This window comes from Vibrio breoganii, from assembly GCF_001677275.1.
GTDB classification, from domain to species: domain Bacteria; phylum Pseudomonadota; class Gammaproteobacteria; order Enterobacterales; family Vibrionaceae; genus Vibrio; species Vibrio breoganii.
In genome coordinates, this window is sequence record NZ_CP016177.1 from 1,849,387 (window position 1) to 1,866,409 (window position 17,023).

At 46.1% G+C, this 17,023-nt stretch carries 14 protein-coding genes; 7 read left to right on the forward strand and 7 right to left on the reverse strand.

The annotated features are described in order from the left end of the window. Positions 1–163: 163 nt before the first annotated feature. Positions 164–1,249, reverse strand: a complete 1,086-nt coding sequence (gene aroC, locus A6E01_RS08540) for a chorismate synthase (RefSeq protein WP_017027796.1) — start codon at positions 1,247–1,249, stop codon at positions 164–166. A 134-nt stretch (positions 1,250–1,383) separates the two neighbouring features. After that, on the reverse strand, positions 1,384–2,316 hold the full coding sequence (prmB, locus tag A6E01_RS08545) for a 50S ribosomal protein L3 N(5)-glutamine methyltransferase (protein ID WP_017027795.1): 933 nt from the start codon (positions 2,314–2,316) through the stop codon (positions 1,384–1,386). Positions 2,317–2,377: 61 nt separating this feature from the next. On the opposite strand from prmB, the gene smrB reads away from it, so the two are divergent. After that, positions 2,378–2,908 carry an endonuclease SmrB gene (gene smrB / locus A6E01_RS08550; RefSeq protein WP_017027794.1) on the forward strand — a complete coding sequence of 177 codons (531 nt, stop codon included), beginning with the start codon at positions 2,378–2,380 and terminating at the stop codon, positions 2,906–2,908. Between the two features lie 86 nt (positions 2,909–2,994). Next, positions 2,995–3,492 carry a fasciclin domain-containing protein gene (locus tag A6E01_RS08555; protein WP_017027793.1) on the forward strand — a complete coding sequence of 166 codons (498 nt, stop codon included), beginning with the start codon at positions 2,995–2,997 and terminating at the stop codon, positions 3,490–3,492. A gap of 66 nt (positions 3,493–3,558) precedes the next feature. Here A6E01_RS08555 and sixA read toward each other — a convergent pair whose 3' ends face one another. Beyond that, positions 3,559–4,023 (reverse strand): phosphohistidine phosphatase SixA, encoded by a 465-nt coding sequence (gene sixA / locus A6E01_RS08560; RefSeq protein ID WP_017027792.1) that lies wholly within the window; start codon positions 4,021–4,023, stop codon positions 3,559–3,561. A 204-nt stretch (positions 4,024–4,227) separates the two neighbouring features. Between sixA and A6E01_RS08565 the strand changes: the two genes are divergently transcribed. Together A6E01_RS08565 and A6E01_RS08570 are read left to right on the forward strand one after the other, a co-directional pair. Continuing rightward, the gene (locus tag A6E01_RS08565) at positions 4,228–7,005 is read left to right on the forward strand and encodes an insulinase family protein (RefSeq protein ID WP_065210068.1); all 2,778 of its coding nucleotides are present in this window, start codon (positions 4,228–4,230) and stop codon (positions 7,003–7,005) included. A gap of 127 nt (positions 7,006–7,132) precedes the next feature. Further along, on the forward strand, positions 7,133–8,296 hold the full coding sequence (locus A6E01_RS08570) for a threonine/serine exporter family protein (protein WP_017032479.1): 1,164 nt from the start codon (positions 7,133–7,135) through the stop codon (positions 8,294–8,296). A 196-nt stretch (positions 8,297–8,492) separates the two neighbouring features. On the opposite strand, the gene fadJ is transcribed toward A6E01_RS08570, so the two are convergent. Further along, complete coding sequence (gene fadJ, locus A6E01_RS08575; RefSeq protein WP_065210069.1) at positions 8,493–10,604, reverse strand: fatty acid oxidation complex subunit alpha FadJ; 2,112 nt, start codon at positions 10,602–10,604, stop codon at positions 8,493–8,495. Beyond that, a complete protein-coding gene (gene fadI, locus A6E01_RS08580) occupies positions 10,604–11,911 on the reverse strand; it encodes an acetyl-CoA C-acyltransferase FadI (RefSeq protein ID WP_065210070.1) in 1,308 nt (435 codons plus the stop codon). Before fadI ends, fadJ begins: the two co-directional genes overlap by 1 nt. A 412-nt stretch (positions 11,912–12,323) precedes the next feature. Here fadI and A6E01_RS08585 point away from each other — a divergent pair, with 412 nt between their 5' ends. The 3 genes from A6E01_RS08585 (at position 12,324) to A6E01_RS08595 (ending at position 15,127) form a co-directional block, all read left to right on the forward strand. After that, positions 12,324–12,905: a sigma-70 family RNA polymerase sigma factor gene (locus A6E01_RS08585; protein WP_065210071.1), complete on the forward strand. Its 582-nt coding sequence runs from the start codon at positions 12,324–12,326 to the stop codon at positions 12,903–12,905. Continuing rightward, the gene (locus A6E01_RS08590; RefSeq protein WP_065210072.1) at positions 12,898–13,620 is read left to right on the forward strand and encodes a DUF3379 family protein; all 723 of its coding nucleotides are present in this window, start codon (positions 12,898–12,900) and stop codon (positions 13,618–13,620) included. The genes A6E01_RS08585 and A6E01_RS08590 overlap by 8 nt, the downstream gene beginning before the upstream one ends. Before the next feature lie 283 nt (positions 13,621–13,903). Further along, entirely contained in the window at positions 13,904–15,127 is a 1,224-nt protein-coding gene (locus A6E01_RS08595; protein WP_065210073.1) for an outer membrane protein transport protein, read from the forward strand. Positions 15,128–15,327: 200 nt separating this feature from the next. On the opposite strand, the gene A6E01_RS08600 is transcribed toward A6E01_RS08595, so the two are convergent. Together A6E01_RS08600 and A6E01_RS08605 are read right to left on the reverse strand one after the other, a co-directional pair. Continuing rightward, complete coding sequence (locus tag A6E01_RS08600) at positions 15,328–16,014, reverse strand: DNA-3-methyladenine glycosylase I (protein WP_065210074.1); 687 nt, start codon at positions 16,012–16,014, stop codon at positions 15,328–15,330. Positions 16,015–16,263: 249 nt separating this feature from the next. Further along, complete coding sequence (locus A6E01_RS08605; protein WP_082961356.1) at positions 16,264–17,001, reverse strand: MlaA family lipoprotein; 738 nt, start codon at positions 16,999–17,001, stop codon at positions 16,264–16,266. Between the last annotated feature and the right edge of the window lie 22 nt (positions 17,002–17,023).

Genomic DNA, 17,023 nt, shown 5'->3' on the forward strand with positions numbered 1-17,023 from the left:
GGCATTTTTTGGGTACTTTTTGTTGCTGCAGACAAAAAGTACCTCGCCGGTCAAAGGCGAAACCATTGCTAACCGTTATGAACAAAGCTGAATTTGTGACACCAAACAAAAAGGCCCCGAACATTTCTATTCAAGGCCTTGAAAGTACTCATCACCGTTAACTTTAAATCTTCGGCGTCTCTGTAGAAACACCAAAGTTTTGCCCACGATGACGAAGCAAATGATCAAGCACCACAATCGCCAGCATAGCCTCAGCAATCGGCACTGCGCGAATGCCCACACATGGGTCGTGACGACCCTTAGTGATTAACTGCGTCGCTTCACCCTGACGGTTGATAGTATTACCCGGCACGGTAATGCTCGATGTCGGCTTAAGTGCAATGTTGGCAACAATGTCTTGGCCAGTTGAGATACCACCTAAGATGCCACCAGCATGGTTTGATGCAAAGCCATCCGGTGTTAGCTCATCGCGATGCTCGCTGCCTTTCTGTGCAGCCACTTCAAAACCATCACCAATTTCAACGCCCTTAACAGCATTGATACTCATAAGTGCATGGGCAATATCGGCATCTAGGCGGTCAAAGATAGGCTCGCCCAAACCAACAGGTACGCTCTTTGCGACTACCTGAAGTTTTGCGCCTACAGAATCGCCGTCTTTTTTCAGTTCGCGAATCAGTTGATCAAATTTTTCAACCGCTGCTGCATCTGGAGAAAAGAACGGGTTGTTTTCAATCTCATCAAAATCGACATTCTCAATCTTTACGTCACCCATTTGAGTGAGGTAAGCCTTGATTTCAACACCAAACTCTTGCGCTAGGTACTTTTTCGCTACCGCACCTGCGGCTACACGCATGGCTGTTTCACGAGCAGAAGAGCGACCACCACCACGATAATCACGCACACCATACTTTTGATGGTAAGTGTAATCAGCATGACCTGGGCGGAATTTGTCTTTGATCTCAGAATAATCTTTTGAGCGTTGATCGGTATTTTCGATCAACAGACCAATTGAAGTGCCTGTCGTTTGCCCTTCGAACACACCAGAGAGGATCTTCACCTCATCCGGTTCGCGACGAGCGGTAGTATAACGAGAGGTACCCGGACGGCGACGGTCTAGGTCTTTTTGAAGGTCTGCCTCTTCTAAGGCTAAACCAGGAGGGCATCCATCGATGATACAACCCAAAGCGATACCATGGCTTTCGCCAAATGTGGTTACGCGAAAATGCTGGCCAATGCTGTTTCCTGCCATTACTTCCTCATTGTAAGTCTGTTTTGTGCGAGCTAATGTCTTTCATACTCGCCTTATCACACTCTATTGTAAAGATCTTTGACAACAAAAAACGGCACCTCCATGGGTGCCGTTATTCAATTTAGTTCTTAAAACTAGTCGATATACAGAGCAAATTCGTCTGCACAGTCAACGAGCTGCTCGCGAGTTAACATGAATACGCCATGACCACCGTTCGCAAATTCAATCCAAGTGAATGGAATTTGTGGGTACTGTTCTATCATGTGAACCATTGAATTGCCCACTTCACAAATCAGGATGCCATTTTCTGATAAGTAATTAGGGGCATTAGCAAGGATACGGCGCACTAACTTAAGGCCATCAGTACCCGCCGCTAAGCCTAACTCAGGCTCATGCTTAAATTCCTCTGGCAGACTGTTCATGTCTTCTTCATCCACGTACGGTGGATTAGTCACAATCAGGTCGTATTTCTCTTTAACCAAATCGCGGAACAAGTCTGAACGAATCGGCGTCACTTGAAGCTCTAGGCCGTGGTCTTGAATATTTTGCTCTGCCACTTCTAGCGCATCAGAAGAAATATCAATCGCGTCAACTTCAGCATCAGGGAAGGCATGCGCACACGCGATAGCAATACAACCGCTACCCGTACACATATCCATGATACGAGTTGGCTGGTCGACCAACCATGGCTGGAAATGACTTTCGATCAACTCACCAATTGGCGAGCGTGGCACTAGTACTCTTTCATCAACAAAGAATTCCATACCGCAGAACCATGCCTTGTTAGTCAGGTAAGCGGTTGGAGTGCGTTCGTTAATACGCTGAATGACTCGCTCTACGACACGTAAGCGTTCACTACTAGTCAGGCGCGAGTTTAAGACATGCGAAGGCACATCTAGGGGTAGATAGAGTGAAGGCAGGATTAATTGTACAGCTTCATCCCACGCATTATCTGTGCCGTGACCATAAAATAGTCCCGCCGCGTTGAATCGACTAACTGTCCAACGAATCATGTCTTGCAGTGTGTGAAGTTCCGACACTGCTTCATCTACAAAAATCTTATCCAAAATTTTCTCCAAAAAGCGCTACAATACTGCCCAATCAAAGATAGATCAGAAAACTAATCCCATGAACAAATCCGATAAGCCAAGTGATGATGACTTTGCTTTGTTTAAAGAAGCAGTACAGGGCGTTAAAAAGTTGCAACAGGATACCATAATCCAACCGCCAAAAAGAGAGACAAAGCAAAAACAACAGCAAAGGTTCAGTAGAGAAGCCAAAGACAACGAATTTTTCTTCTCTGATGAGTTCGAACCTATGCTCAGTGACGACGGCCCTACCCGTTATGCGCGAAGCGATGTGTCTAAATACGAAGTGAAGCGATTGCGACGCGGCGTTTACGTACCCGATGTTTATTTAGACATGCATGGCATGACTCAACAAGAAGCGAAGCGTGAACTTGGCGCAATGATTGCGCACTGCATCAAAGAAAACGTGCACTGTGCCAGCGTGATGCATGGCATTGGTAAGCATATTCTCAAACAGAAGGTTCCATTGTGGCTGGCGCAGCACCCTGATGTCATGGCTTATCACCAAGCCCCTCTCGAGTTTGGCGGCGCGGGTGCCCTGTTGGTATTGCTCTCTATTCCGGAAAAATAATGATCCTTTGCTCCCTCGTTGCGTAATCAATGTTGCATGTATCCAAAGCATTTGGATATTCAACAAGACAACACGAGGGATACGTTATGTTCACACAACTCGCAACAAAAGCAGTTTGGTTGGTCGGTTTACTGGCGCTAAGTTTTAATATCTATGCTGGCCATCACGGCATGAAAAAAGACATTGTTGATGTGGCGGCAAGCAATGACGATTTTTCAACGCTAGTCGCGGCGGTTCAGGCAGCAGGACTGGTTGATACGCTGAAAGGCGAAGGCCCATTCACGGTATTCGCACCCACCAACGAAGCGTTTGCCAAATTGCCCGACGGCACAGTGGAAATGCTACTAAAACCAGAAAACAAAGATAAGTTGGTGGCAATCTTGACCTATCACGTGGTGGCAGGAAAGGTAATGGCAGCCGATGTTGTGAAACTGAGTGAAGCACAAACAGTGCAAGGTGGCACGGTGATGATTAAAGTGATGGACGGCACCGTAATGGTAGACAATGCCACGGTAACCGCGACCGACATCAAGGCATCAAACGGCGTTATTCACGTGATCGATACTGTGATTATGCCTAAATAAGTAACCACACTATTAAAAACGGCGACCTGAGGTCGCCGTTTTTGTGTGTGAATTTTTATAGGCAAATTAAGGTGCAATATGCCACATCAACTCGCCATTACTGCTCTCAAGATCAAAGTCTATGGCAGCAAAGCCCGAGGTTGGAAACATAGGCGCGCTCATATCATTAACAAACTCAGCGGTTAGATAGCCCACCAAAGGCAAGTGCGAGACAAGAAGAATGGACTTCGGCTGCTGTGTGTCTGCGATTGCACACACATATTGATAGACGTCATCGGACTGGCCATAGGGCGTAATATCCGCACACTCCTCAACCTTTGTCGCCGAGAACTGCTCTTTAATCACATCCCACGTCTGCTGAGCTCGGATGTAAGGACTGACTAACACGAGATCAAAATGGGACACACCCTGCCCTACCACAGCTTTAGCGACCTCTAATGATTGCTGTTCTCCACGCTGAGTCAGAGTACGTTCTGCATCGCTTATTGCAAAGCTTCCCGCCTCTCCATGGCGCATGATAAATACGTTCATTTCTATCCTAAACTTGTGACTGCCTCATGAAAGAGTACACCATAACCAGTAGGGTTATCTCTGATTGAGCTAGCATTTCAATAAAAATTTACTTTTTAGGTTTGCTAGACGTCATTGCTCCGCCATACTTGATATACAAAACAATAGTTTACCTCGATAGAGATTAACATCTCTGGACGTGAGTAACTCAAAGGAGAGCGTTAAGTGCATCAAAGCCCGAATGATAAAAACAGCTATCGTCCCTTAACCCTAAGCAATCAACTTAAGGTTATCTTGGTTCAGGCTCCCGAAGCACTCCGTTCATCTGCCTCACTTGCCGTAAGAGTCGGCCACTTTGATGACCCTGCTGACCGTGAAGGGCTGGCGCATTACCTTGAACACATGCTCTTTCTTGGCACTAAGGCTTACCCTAAAGTCGGTGAGTTCCAAACGTTTATAAGCCAACATGGGGGCAGTAATAATGCCTGGACCGGTACTGAGCACACCTGCTTCTTCTTCGATGTTTCTCCTGACTTCTTTGAGCCTGCTCTATCCAGATTCAGCCAGTTTTTTATTTCTCCGCTATTCAACCAAGAAGCCTTGGACAAAGAAAGACAAGCGGTGAACTCTGAGTACCAGATGAAGATCCATGATGATTCTCGTCGCTTTTATCAAGTACAAAAAGAACTGGTGAACCCTGCTCATCCGTTTTCCAAATTCTCTGTGGGCAACGAAGAAACGCTAAATGACAGAGAAAGTGGTTCAATCAGAGACGAAATCATTCGCTTTCACGATGAAAAATACTCAGCCGATCTTATGACCGCAGTACTGGTTGGCCCTCAATCTTTAGATGAACTGGAAGAACTAGCCACTGGCTTATTTTCTGATATCCCCAATAAAGACTTTAATGGTAAAGCCCTCACCACCCCATTGCTCACCGAGCAAGAGCAGCAACTGTATATCCAGATAGAACCGGAAAAAGAAGTGCGAAAGCTAAGCCTCTCCTTCTCTTTCCCCAATATGGACAAGCATTACGCCACCAAGCCTCTGTCTTATTTTGCCCATCTCATTGGTTATGAAGGGCCGGGAAGCTTGACCTTAGCTCTTAAAAATAAACATTGGGTGACCTCTTTAGCTGCCGGTGGCGGTATCAGTGGTGGCAACTTCCGAGAATTCACTATCGGCTGTCTGCTCACACCCGAAGGGCTTGATCATATTGATGACATCATTGAGATGATCTTTTCCTACATGAAACTGGTGTTTGAAGAGGGTATTGAAGATTGGCGTTATCATGAGAAGCAAGCGGTTTTAGAATCGGCATTTCGCTTCCAAGAATCGGTGAAACCCATGGATCTGGCCAGTTATCTGGTTATGAATCTACAACACTACCCCATTGAAGAGGTGCTGTACGGCGACTATCGCATGAGCGATTTCGACCGTTCACTAATCGAAAGCTTTGTCCCGTATTTTTGCGTAGAAAACCTCCGCGTTTGGGTGACCGCCAAAGGGCTTGAGTATGACAAAGAAGCGGATTGGTACTTTACCCCTTACTCATCTAAGAAATTAAGTTCCGAGCAAGTTCATCGCTGGAACAATCCACATGCTAATGATGAGTTTGCACTTCCGAGTAAAAATCCGTTTATTTGCTACGACTTAGACCCAAAACCACTCGAAGAACGCAAAAAGCTACCGACGCTCATTGAAGAGTTGCCTGGTTTAAGGCTTTGGCACCTTCAAGAGCCGGACTTTCGCGTACCCAAAGGATCACTGTACATCGCCATTGACAGTCCATGCTCTGTTAAAGACCCGCAAAGCATAGTGAAGCTGCGCCTGTGTGTTGAGCTGTTCATGGAGGCTTTGTCTCGCCAGTCTTATCAGGCTGAGATTGCAGGCATGAGCTACAACATTTATGCCCATCAGGGGGGCTTAACCCTGACTATCTCTGGCTTTAGTGAAAAACAGCCTCAGCTATTGAAGATGATCTTGGAAAAGTTTGCCACTCGAAATTTTGAGCAGCAACGCTTTGACACCATTAAAGCTCAGATCCTTCGAAAATGGCGAAATGCCAGCAAAGATAGACCACTTTCACAGCTGTTCAATCAATTATCGGGGATCTTACAACCCAACAATCCACCCGCGGCTATACTTGCTGATGCCCTTGAAGAAGTGACCATTGATCAACTTCCAGAATTTGTCTCTATGCTATTGGGCAAACTCTACGTAGAGATGTTTGTGTTCGGCGATTGGACTCAACAAGCGGCCCATCAAATCTCTGATGAGTTGAAGAATGCATTACGTGTAGAAAATCAGGTATACAAAGAGTCACTGCGCCCTCTAGTGAAGCTGGGCAATCAAGGGACTTTCCAGCGAGAGGTTAAATGTAATCAAGACGACTCTGCTGTGGCTATATATCACCAAGGTAAAGACTCTAGCCCGACGTCAATTGCCACCTTTACTCTAGCCAATCATCTAATGTCGTCGGCATTTTTCAATGAAATCCGCACCAAGCAGCAACTGGGTTACATGGTGGGAACAGGAAACATGCCACTAAACCGCATTCCAGGCATTGTCCTCTACGTTCAGTCACCCGTTGCCGCTCCTATAGACCTTGTCGCTTCTATCGATGAATTCTTGAATGCGTTTTATATGGTGCTGTTGGAGCTCACCGAAGCGCAATGGCAAAACAGTAAGCAAGGACTACTCAATCAAATAATGGCGCCGGACAATAATCTACGAACTAAAGGTCAAAGACTGTGGGTCTCTATCGGCAATAAAGATAAAGACTTTAATAACAGAGAGATTGTGGTGGATAAGATTCGCGATCTCACTCGCGCAGATATGATTCGCTTTGTTGTTGAACAGCTCAAACCAAGAACGGCCAACCGCCTTGTCATGCACACGCAAGGAAACCAACACCACGATGCCCCGCCATTGAAACTAGGTAAAGAAATAGGCTCTATTGAAGAGTTTCAGCTGATGCCTAAAGATGTGGAGCTTGGCTAGGGTCTGTTGACCTTAGCAACGAATTGAAATATGGACAGAAGCAGTATCAAAGCTAAGCGCATGTTTTGGCTTTGATACTCTTAATCTGTTACATTCGCGACATTCTTAATCATCTTTGTTAGTAGCCATGCCCCAGCAAGAAATGTTCGACAAAATAGTTGAATTTGGAAACACTCTGCATAAGAGTGGATGCCCACCCTATAAGGTAGAAAAATTCACTCAACATTATGCGAAACAACATAACGTTCAAGTTATGCTGCAGGCACTACCAACATCGATTAATTACCAGTTTCCCGAAGACAATAATAAAGTCATTATGAAACGCCTACCGCCCGCTTCTATCGACCTTAGCCTTCTTGCTCAAACCATACAACGTCTGCGAAGACCTAATGGCGCAACCAAACAAGAGCCTTTTCGCTACCCTATCTGGGCGGTTGCTCTGGCAAATATGTCCATTCCACCAGCCTATCTGATGCTCATCGGCAGTACGCTTGAGGCGATCATCTGCTCGCTCTTTCTCGGGTTTATGGTTTGGGGTTGTCAAATGGTGCTGCGTGGGCGTCGTACCATCGCGGTGGAATTTATAGCGGCGTTACTCACTGGTATCTGTGTCGCTGGATTGAGTAGCCAAGGGCTCCCCATTCCCGTGTATGCATTATGTATCGCCGCGATCGTGCTATTTGTGCCCGGCTTGTCCATTGCCAACTCGCTCGAATGTCTCGCCTTCAACGACCTTGTCTCGGGAACCAGTTTACTTGGGCAAAGTGCACTGACCTTAATAAAGCTCTTTATCGGTATCTTCATGGGCGTTCAGGTGGGCGAAGCAATATGGGGAATGAGTGACTCTCTGACTTATACCAATGATGTGCCAGTGTGGATGCATATCGCAGGCTTACCCATTATATCTATTGCTATCGGCATCATATTCAATGCACAACCAAGAGACATGCTACTAGGGCTGCCTGTTGCTGTACTTGGTATGTGGGGACCGTATTATCTCGGTTTTGGCAGTGGTTGGATTGTAGGGACTTGGCTTACTACGGTCATTATTACCCTCTACGGCACATGGATTGCAAAAAAGATGAACCTGACCGGTTCCATCTATATTCTGCAAGGCATCATTATCCTAGTACCCGGTAGCCGAGTATTGGTCAGCGCCAGTGAGTCCGTGTTTGAGCAATCGATACTGCCGATCCCTAGCATTGGATTATCAGCATTGTTCATGTTCTCTGCGATTATGGCGGGGCAAATTACGGCGTATTCTATTTATTCGCCGAAGATTGAGAGGTAGATAGGTAGCAATGTGCACCCTAAGACCCCGGATAAGCTTCGCTTTCCGGGGTGACGCTTTTTCTCGTCATCCTGATGAAAATCAGGATCTTAGCACGCACAATAGTCAACTCTACCTACAAAAAAAGGCGTAACCCTTAATAAGAGTTACGCCTATTCAATTCGCTTATTGTCTCACCCCAAAATGGGCTTACCTGTCAGCTATAAAATTTCTCGCCTGATTCCAATCTATCCAGCAATCCCTGACACGGTTTAAATCGCTCGCCGTATTTGAGCTCAAATTGGTTCATCTTCTCGATCAAGTTCTCCAAGCCGTAGGTATCAATAAATCGGAACGGGCCACCTGTAAATGGTGGGAAGCCAATACCAAAAATGGCGCCAATATCGCCGTCTCGTGCACTAGCTATAATCCCTTCATCAAGACAGCGTACCGCCTCATTGAGCAGTGGAATGGTGCAGCGAAGAGCAATGTCGTCTTCGGATAGACTGCGTGAAGGCGTCAATTTCAATAATCCATACACAGATTTATCGACCTTCTTGTCCTTGCCTTTGTATTGGTAGAACCCTTTGCCGACCTTTCTACCCTTGCGACCATCATTAAGCAGGGTATCGAACAGATCTGGACCTTGGAATCGCTCACCTAGTTCTTTGACTAGGATGGGCATGATTTTGGCTCCAATATCTACGCCCACTTCATCTAACAAAGTAATAGGTCCTACAGGGAAGCCAAAGTTGAGCAAGGCATTATCAATATGCTCTATTTCTTGCTCTGCCATTAATACTTGCGCTGCCTCGTTCATATAAGGTGCAAGAATACGGTTCACATAGAATCCGGCGGTATCTTTGACCACAATCGGCGTTTTGCCTTGCTTACGAGCTAGGGCTACCACAGTGGCCACAGTTTCATCTGAGGTCGTTGCATGGGGTATCACCTCAACCAAAGGCATCTTCTCTGCTGGGCTAAAGTAATGCAGGCCTACGATATTTTCTGGCCTATGAGCACCTTCGGCTATCTGATGAATAGGCAAAGATGAGGTGTTAGACGCAAAGATAGTGTTATCTGAACACTCACTCTCAATCTCTTTCACCATGCTTTGTTTTAACGCAAGGTCTTCAAATACGGCTTCGATAACCACCTGAGCTTTATTAAACCCTAGGTAGTTCGTTCCGCCGCGAAGCTGAGACATTTTAGATTGCAGCTGTGCTTTAGAAAGAATGCGACGCTTGCGCTGCTTGTTTAAAAGCTTGTAGTTGTACCCAAGCGCATTAAGCACGCCATCTTGAGACACATCTTTAAGGTTTACGGGTAGCTTGGCTTTCGCCAGTGAAACATGCGCAATCCCCGCTCCCATCAGGCCGCCTCCAAGGACACCCACATGCTTAACCTTTGCAGGCGTAGCATTGCCAAAGTGCTCTTTCTTCATTTCTGTCGTAGCAAAAAACAAAGAACGCAGCGCTTTAGATTCAGAGGTCATCACTAGCTTGCCAAATTCAAGCGCTTCTTTTTCAAGCCCCTTAGCAAAGCCTTTTTCTAAGCCAAACTGCATCACTTCAAGGATCTTGTCAGCAGCGGGATAGTTTCCACGCGTCTTTTGCTTGGTTTTCTTTGCAGCTTGATCAAAAATCACTTTGCGACTCAAGCCAATGCTGGAGATGAGTTTCTCTTTGGCGGGCGCTTTGCGTTTGGGTTTAGATTTAGCGGCGTAGGTCTTCGCGACATCCATCAAGATACTCTGAGGAACGCTGGCATCTACAAGGCCCAATTTCTTTGCCTTCTTCGCTCTCACTTGTTTGCCAGTAAGGATCAAGTCAAGAGAGGCCATAAGACCAATCAAACGAGGCAAACGCTGAGTGCCCCCTGAACCAGGTAACAAACCCAGTTGAACCTCGGGCAAACCTAAGCGAGTAATATCATCATCACTGCACACTCTATAATCACACGCTAATGCTAGCTCTAGTCCACCGCCAAGGCACGGGCCATGAATGGCTGAGACCACAGAGAAGGGAAACTCACCCAATCTTGCAAACATCTTCTGACCCGTCGTTGCAAGCTCTGTTGCTTGCTCTGCGGTGCTACAGGCATCGAGCATACGCACATCGGCGCCAGCCACAAAGTTATCGGGTTTAAGGGAGTGAACAATCAGGCCTTTGATCTCTGATTTCTTCGCTTCAAGCTGCTCCAAGATGTCGTTCATCTCGTCAGCGAATGCCGCTTGTAGGGTGTTCATCTTCTCACCCTGCACGTCAATGGATAGCCAAGCTAGTTGCTCTGAATCTATGGTTAGATTAAATGTTTTAGTCTCGCTCATTATTCCACCTCCAAGATCATCGCAGCACCCAGTCCGCCCGCCGCACATGCGGTATTAAGACCTAACCCGCCCCCTCGTCGTTTGAGCTCTCTTAGGGTTTGCGTAATCATACGAGCGCCGGTAGCAGCAAATGGGTGACCATAAGCAATAGAGCCGCCCAGCACATTAAACTTATCCATATCGATTTCGCCAATCGCCTTATCTCTGCCTAGCTTTTCTTGTGCAAACTTATCACTGGCAAACATCTTCATATTCGCCAGCGCTTGAGCGGCGAAGGCTTCATGCATATCGATTAGTGTCAGGTCATTTAGTGTAATTCCAGCACGGTCTAGTGCTATCGGCGTTGCATACGAAGGCCCCATCAACATGTCTTTCTCAACGCCAGTGGCTGAAAACGCATAGGAGCGAATGTACCCTAGAATCTCTAGGCCGAGTGCCTTCGCTTTACTTTCTGTCATCAGCATTATCGCAGCTGCTCCGTCCGTAAGCGGCGTAGCATTGGCTGCCGTTACCGAACCGAACTGACGGTCAAAGGCTGGTCTTAATTTGGCGTAGCCTTCAATGGTGGAGTCAAAGCGAATGTTGTTATCGGTATCAATCCACTTCTTATAAGGTTCTGGGTAGGCTGTCATCACCTCATCGCGGATCTTGCCTTCATTCCACGCCTCTGCGGCAAACGCGTGGGAGCGATGCGCTAATGCATCTTGATCCTGTCTAGAAATAGAATGCGTCTTTGCCATTTGCTCTGCGGTTTGTCCCATCGACAATCCGGTAGAGTATTCAGCAACAGCGGGAGGCACAGGCATCAAGTCTTTCACCTTGAAGCTGCTTACGATTTTGAGCTTTTGTGATAGCGAGCGAGCTTTGCTCAGTGCTAAGAGATTTGAGGCTAGAGATTTAGTCACCCCAATTGGTAGCACTGATGATGAGTCTGCGCCACCAGCAATGCCCACCTCGATATTGCCGGCGAGAATCGACTCTACAACATTCGCGGTCGCTTGAAAGCTGGTCGCACAAGCGCGTGTCACACTGTAGGCATCAGTCTTAATATCCATGCCTGTACCCAGCACAATCTCACGCGCAATGTTTGGTGCAGCTGGCATTTGGATGACTTGACCAAATACGACCTGCTCTATCATTGACGGGTCGATCTCTGTACGCGCAAGCATTTCGCTTACCACCATCTTGCCAAGATCTAATGCAGGCACATCTTTGAGTTCTGTGCTTTGTCTCGCAAAGGGCGTTCGAAGCCCAGCGACTACTGCCACCCTATCTCCCTGCCGGGTCGTCAACTGTTGTAATCCCATCACACATCCTTAGTTAAGAGGTCAGACCTCAACCATTGTAATCAGAATGTTAATGAAATCAAAAGATAAAATGAGCAAACTAGATCTTAAGCAAAAAAAAACCGCACTCAAGGGTGCGGTTATAAAGTACTGTTAATACAGTGTACTACTCACTGTATCGTCAAATCTCACTAAAAAATGGTGAATAGCCAAAAGGCAAAAGGTTAAGTGAGAGATTGAAGTCAGTCTAAAAGGAAACTGTCACTTGAGTGGGCTTACAATATGCGATTGTTTTCACTATGCAATGGTATGTCCGACCAGATGACGGGGTGTACTATAGGGAAACTGAGCATTCATTCTTTGAAGTAGATCAATTTTTATAGTGTTATAGGTACAGTGAATACTACAAGCACGCATAAACCAAGGAGGTTGTGTGGCAATACTGCAGATTTTTAATAAAAAAGAAAAATCTCGAAAGAAAAGTTCGGCCTCTCCGGTCGACTCTAATATGGATAAACAAAGAAAATACGAAGCGCTCGTACGCGCTTATCATCGAGACCTATTTCGCTATGCATACTGGTTGTGTAAAGATCGCTCTGTTGCAGAAGATCTTGTGCAAGAAACCTGTTTGAGAGCGTGGAAGGCACTGGACTCTTTGCAAGACGACAAAGCCGCTAAGTCTTGGCTTATCACCATACTTCGACGAGAAAATGCTCGACGTTTCGAAAGAAAGCAGCTTGATCTTGTCGATATAGACGATCCTGGCAACGAAGGGCACAGTAGCGATGATGGCTTTCATCAAAGTGAGTGGCTTCAAGCTCAGATAATGCGCCTTGACCTCGAATATCGAGAGCCGTTGTTCCTGCAAGTAGTGGGTGGATTCAGCGGAGAAGAGATCGGTGACATATTAGACCTAAATAAAAATACTGTGATGACTCGACTTTTTAGGGCTAGAAACCAACTTAAAGAGTTACTTGATTCATCAACTTCAAATCAGGGGAGGCAAAATGGATGATTTAGAATTTCGCCGCCGTATCATGTCTGACCCGAAAGCGCGAGACGAAGACTTACTCAGCGCCATCGCAAATAGTGACAGCAATGCCAAGTTTGCCGATGACGTGTTAAATCTAGACGCGAGAATCGAACAGGCGATGCGTGTCGATGTGCCAGAGAGTTTGGCTGATAAGATTTTGTTTAATCAGAGTACTGAAGACAACGTGGTGCGCCCAAGCTTTGCCAAACGCAGTCTTGCGGTCGCAGCTTCTGTCGCATTTGCCGCTGGGATTATGATTGGGCAACTGAATTGGTCAGCAAATATTGTACCTGTTGCCCATGCAAGCCTTGCCGATGAAGCTATACACCACGTGATTGCTGAAAGCCCATTTACAGACAAACTTGATGAGCAGGTTGACTCTAACCAAATCAATACCAAGCTAACGCCATTTGCGTATCAGTTTAGTGAGAGTTTTCCCTACCACGTGTACTACTTAAATCATTGTGGTTTTGGTGAAAGTAACGCTTTGCACATGGTTTTCCAAGGTGAAAAAGGGCGAATTACCCTATTTATTACCAATATCAGCTCAGATCATGCAGTGAACTTTAGCGAAAACCAGATGTCCGGCACTGTAGTCCCCATTGGCTCTGCTTCTATGATACTCGTCGGAGAGAGTGACGAGGATGTTGCAAGTGTTGCTAAGCGGTTATCAAGCATCATAACACCCATCTCATAGCTATAATACCCCAATGATTTCAACCCCTTACAACTCAAAATTGTTAAGGGGTTATCATTTTTCACCTATTTTTCTTATCAACAATTGATTTAGAGCAATAACTCTAAGAATCACGATATTCCACGAATATTGCACCATATTGCTCTCAAAACTAAACAATTTAGCCATTTTGGGTAGTGGTCTGAGTTGTTAAATTTATAATAATCAATAGTATCAGCCGACTTCGACAAAAAGACCCGGTTGATGCGCTAGGATTTTGGCGTAAACCATAAGGAAATATTTCATGAATAAGACGCGTATTCTTAAACGCTCTCTACTTGCAGCAGCAGTGATTGCTTCAACTTCTCAAGCTCACGCAGCAGGCTTCCAACTTAACGCACAATCAGCAACAGGTATTGGTCGTGCATTTGCAGGTGACGCAGTAATCGCAGATAACGCGTCTTCTATGGCTCGTAACCCAGCGACAATGGCCCTTTTTGATAAAACTTCTTTGTCTCTTGGTTTTGAAGCGATCATTACTGATATTTCTGTTAAGGATGTACAAGTTCTAGGCATTGACGATCCAAATGGAAACTACGATGACATCGGTGGCACTTCAGTTGCGCCGAACATTCATCTTATCGTGCCAGTAAACGATAAGTTTGCGTGGGGTATCAACGCGTACTCAAACTTTGGTACTAGCACAGACTTCTCAGACAGCGATCGTTGGAACAATTCAGTATTCGGTGGCGAAACTGATATCCTGAGCATGAACATCGGCCTTTCAGGCTCTTACCGTTTGAACGAACAGTGGAGCTTTGGTGCTGGTCTAGACATCATCTACGGCAAAGGCACTATCCGACGTGGTGCTACAGAACTAGGCGCTCCTCTGCAAACACTTAATGTGCAAGATGCTGATGGTTGGGGCGTAGGTTTCAACGTTGGTACAGTGTACGAGTTGAATGAAAATAACCGATTTGGTTTATCGTATCGCTACAGCCCAGAAATCACAGCTAAAGATGATTACGGCCAAGAAATCAGCCTTCCTCTACCAGATATGGCTGAGTTCTCTGGTTACCACCGTATTAATGAAACGGCCTTCGCTGTTCACTATTCTGTTCAGTGGATTGGTTGGAGTGCATTCGACAAAATCGATTTTGATAACCTAGATCCTAGCCAATCTCTTATTGGTGCAGGTGGCGGTTCATACTCTAAGCCATATGAGTGGCAAGACGGTTGGCACTTTGCAATCGGTGGTACTTGGTACTTGAACGAGAAAGTTACTCTTCGTACCGGTTACATGCATGACACAAGCGCGCAGGATGAAATCACTTCAATCTCTGTACCTGACTCAGACCGTAACTGGATTTCTGCTGGTGCGACATACCACTTCAGCGATGACTCGAACATGGACTTCGGTATTACTTACCTAATCGGTTCAGACGAAGCTGTTGATGAAGGTCTAATTACAGCAACCACTCGCGCAGATGCAATCCTAGTAGGTCTACAGTACAGCCACAGCTTCTAAGCTAAGCTGACTGAAATCATTTAGATGGAAGGTGTTGAACTAAGGTTCAGCACCTTTTTTGTTTCTAGTGACTTATCATGATCGAAGGAGGGGAGATTCCTGCCTTCGCAGGAATGACGGGGAATAGCGCGATGTTTAGGAAACTAGACCCTGGTTCCTGGGCCCTAGGGCCTAGAAACCATAAACCCAGGATCCCGTCCCTAAACCCTATTATCCCCACAACTAAACGCGATAATCTGACTTATCTCATTAAAGCTTCTTCCCGACTGTTGCTGCCAGTGACAAAATGCCTTGTTAGTCGCCACTCTTGATTTTTTGGTATCACGGCCACCGTCGATAATGTGGTAACTTCGCAGATAACTTTCAACATCTGAGGATAAAATGAAGGTATCTACACCTATTTGTCTTAATGCGTATGGGCCTGTATTTCCACCCAATCTCGCACCATGTTTTTTCAAATGCTCCCATAAGCCTGTGATGCTCTCTGCTGGCCACTCGGCAACCATCTTGGAAAATGAGCCATATGTCAGCCTTGCGTCCATCAACATTTCTGCATTGGTTTTAATGGTCATTACCTTACCAAAGTGGCGAATGATCTTAGGATCTCTTGCTTTCATCTCCCAATGCTCATCAGATAGCATCAAAAGCAGCTCTGGTTTAAAACCAAAGAACAGCTCTTCAAAATTTGGCCATTTGTCTCTAACAACCTTCCATGACATTCCCGACTGAAACACCTTTAGGCTAAAGATCGATAGCCACCTATCATCTGGGATTTGAGAAATCTCCTGTTTGGAGAAAGGGATTGAAAGAAGCGCTTCAAGTTGAGCGCTTCCACCCTTTCGCTTGGCGGCGCGCTGATAGATATCGGAGAATTTTTCGAGATGCATAAAACAAAACCTAGCGAGTTCTTTACTAATATTTGAGAAACAAAAAGGGCGAAATCAAACCCGTTGATTTCGCCCTCGGTGTTATTTTGTTTAAATTACAGCATCGCTTCGCGGTCTGCTACCTTCTTCAGGTCGATAATTTCGCCCAGTTCAGTATCATTTAGGAAGGCACTCTAGAACTCCAGTTATAAGCACGAAACCATCTAGAAGCTCGCAGCTATCAACTAGCAACTAGCAACTGTCAAAAACCTAAAACTCCTCATCCAAATAATCATCAAGGAAGTCTTCTTCCTCCTCATCAACAGCTTCGTGGTCAGCCACTTGCGCTTTGTATGCGCGGCGCTGTAGGTAAGCGTCTCTGGATAAGGCGTAAGGATCAGGAGAGTTATTCAGAAGCTCTTCTTGTGCAACCAATGCAGAGCGGGTTTCCATGCCTTCAAACACCCATTTACCGAAGCTTGCCCAAATATTCAGGTAAGACAGTGTTGGGTAGAGGCCATCGGCAAAGTCCCCTACCTCACGCAATGTATAGGGGCCGTAACCCGGGAACATGAAGTACCAACCGCTTCCTAGCCCCCATTTGCCGAGCACGTCACTGAACGCCCGATCTTCTTCTTTGGCTATGCCACCATGTGCGGCTGCATCGTAGAGACCCGCGACACCAAAGGTGGTGTTAATCCAGAATCGATTAAAGTGGTTAAGTGCCAGAGTACCGTTACCCATCAATAGGTTGTTCACCACGCTTGATGGTTCGTCTAAATGAGCAAGGAAATTACTAATACCGGTTCGAATAAAACCAGGGGTATAGCCTGTATAGGCAAGGGAAACTGGGCGAACGAAATAAGGGTCAAGGATCTCGTAGTTGAAATCCCACATAGTGCGGTTGAAACCCTCAAAGGGGTCGTTGGGATGAGAGACTTCCTCCCCTTCGGGATTAGAGGCACAGCCAACCATCAATGTGACAATCAAGATCCAAATTCGACTCATATAGGACATCCGTTCCCTGTCG

Excerpts from the sequence above, each read along its gene's own strand:
- aroC (WP_017027796.1), bottom strand. The coding sequence starts at position 1,249 with ATGGCAGGAAACAGCATTGGCCAGCATTTTCGCGTAACCACATTTGGC.
- smrB (WP_017027794.1), top strand. The coding sequence starts at position 2,378 with ATGAACAAATCCGATAAGCCAAGTGATGATGACTTTGCTTTGTTTAAA.
- A6E01_RS08555 (WP_017027793.1), top strand. The coding sequence starts at position 2,995 with ATGTTCACACAACTCGCAACAAAAGCAGTTTGGTTGGTCGGTTTACTG.
- sixA (WP_017027792.1), bottom strand. The coding sequence starts at position 4,023 with ATGAACGTATTTATCATGCGCCATGGAGAGGCGGGAAGCTTTGCAATA.
- A6E01_RS08570 (WP_017032479.1), top strand. The coding sequence starts at position 7,133 with ATGCCCCAGCAAGAAATGTTCGACAAAATAGTTGAATTTGGAAACACT.
- fadJ (WP_065210069.1), bottom strand. The coding sequence starts at position 10,604 with ATGAGCGAGACTAAAACATTTAATCTAACCATAGATTCAGAGCAACTA.
- fadI (WP_065210070.1), bottom strand. The coding sequence starts at position 11,911 with ATGGGATTACAACAGTTGACGACCCGGCAGGGAGATAGGGTGGCAGTA.
- A6E01_RS08590 (WP_065210072.1), top strand. The coding sequence starts at position 12,898 with ATGGATGATTTAGAATTTCGCCGCCGTATCATGTCTGACCCGAAAGCG.
- A6E01_RS08595 (WP_065210073.1), top strand. The coding sequence starts at position 13,904 with ATGAATAAGACGCGTATTCTTAAACGCTCTCTACTTGCAGCAGCAGTG.
- A6E01_RS08600 (WP_065210074.1), bottom strand. The coding sequence starts at position 16,014 with ATGCATCTCGAAAAATTCTCCGATATCTATCAGCGCGCCGCCAAGCGA.
- A6E01_RS08605 (WP_082961356.1), bottom strand. The coding sequence starts at position 17,001 with ATGAGTCGAATTTGGATCTTGATTGTCACATTGATGGTTGGCTGTGCC.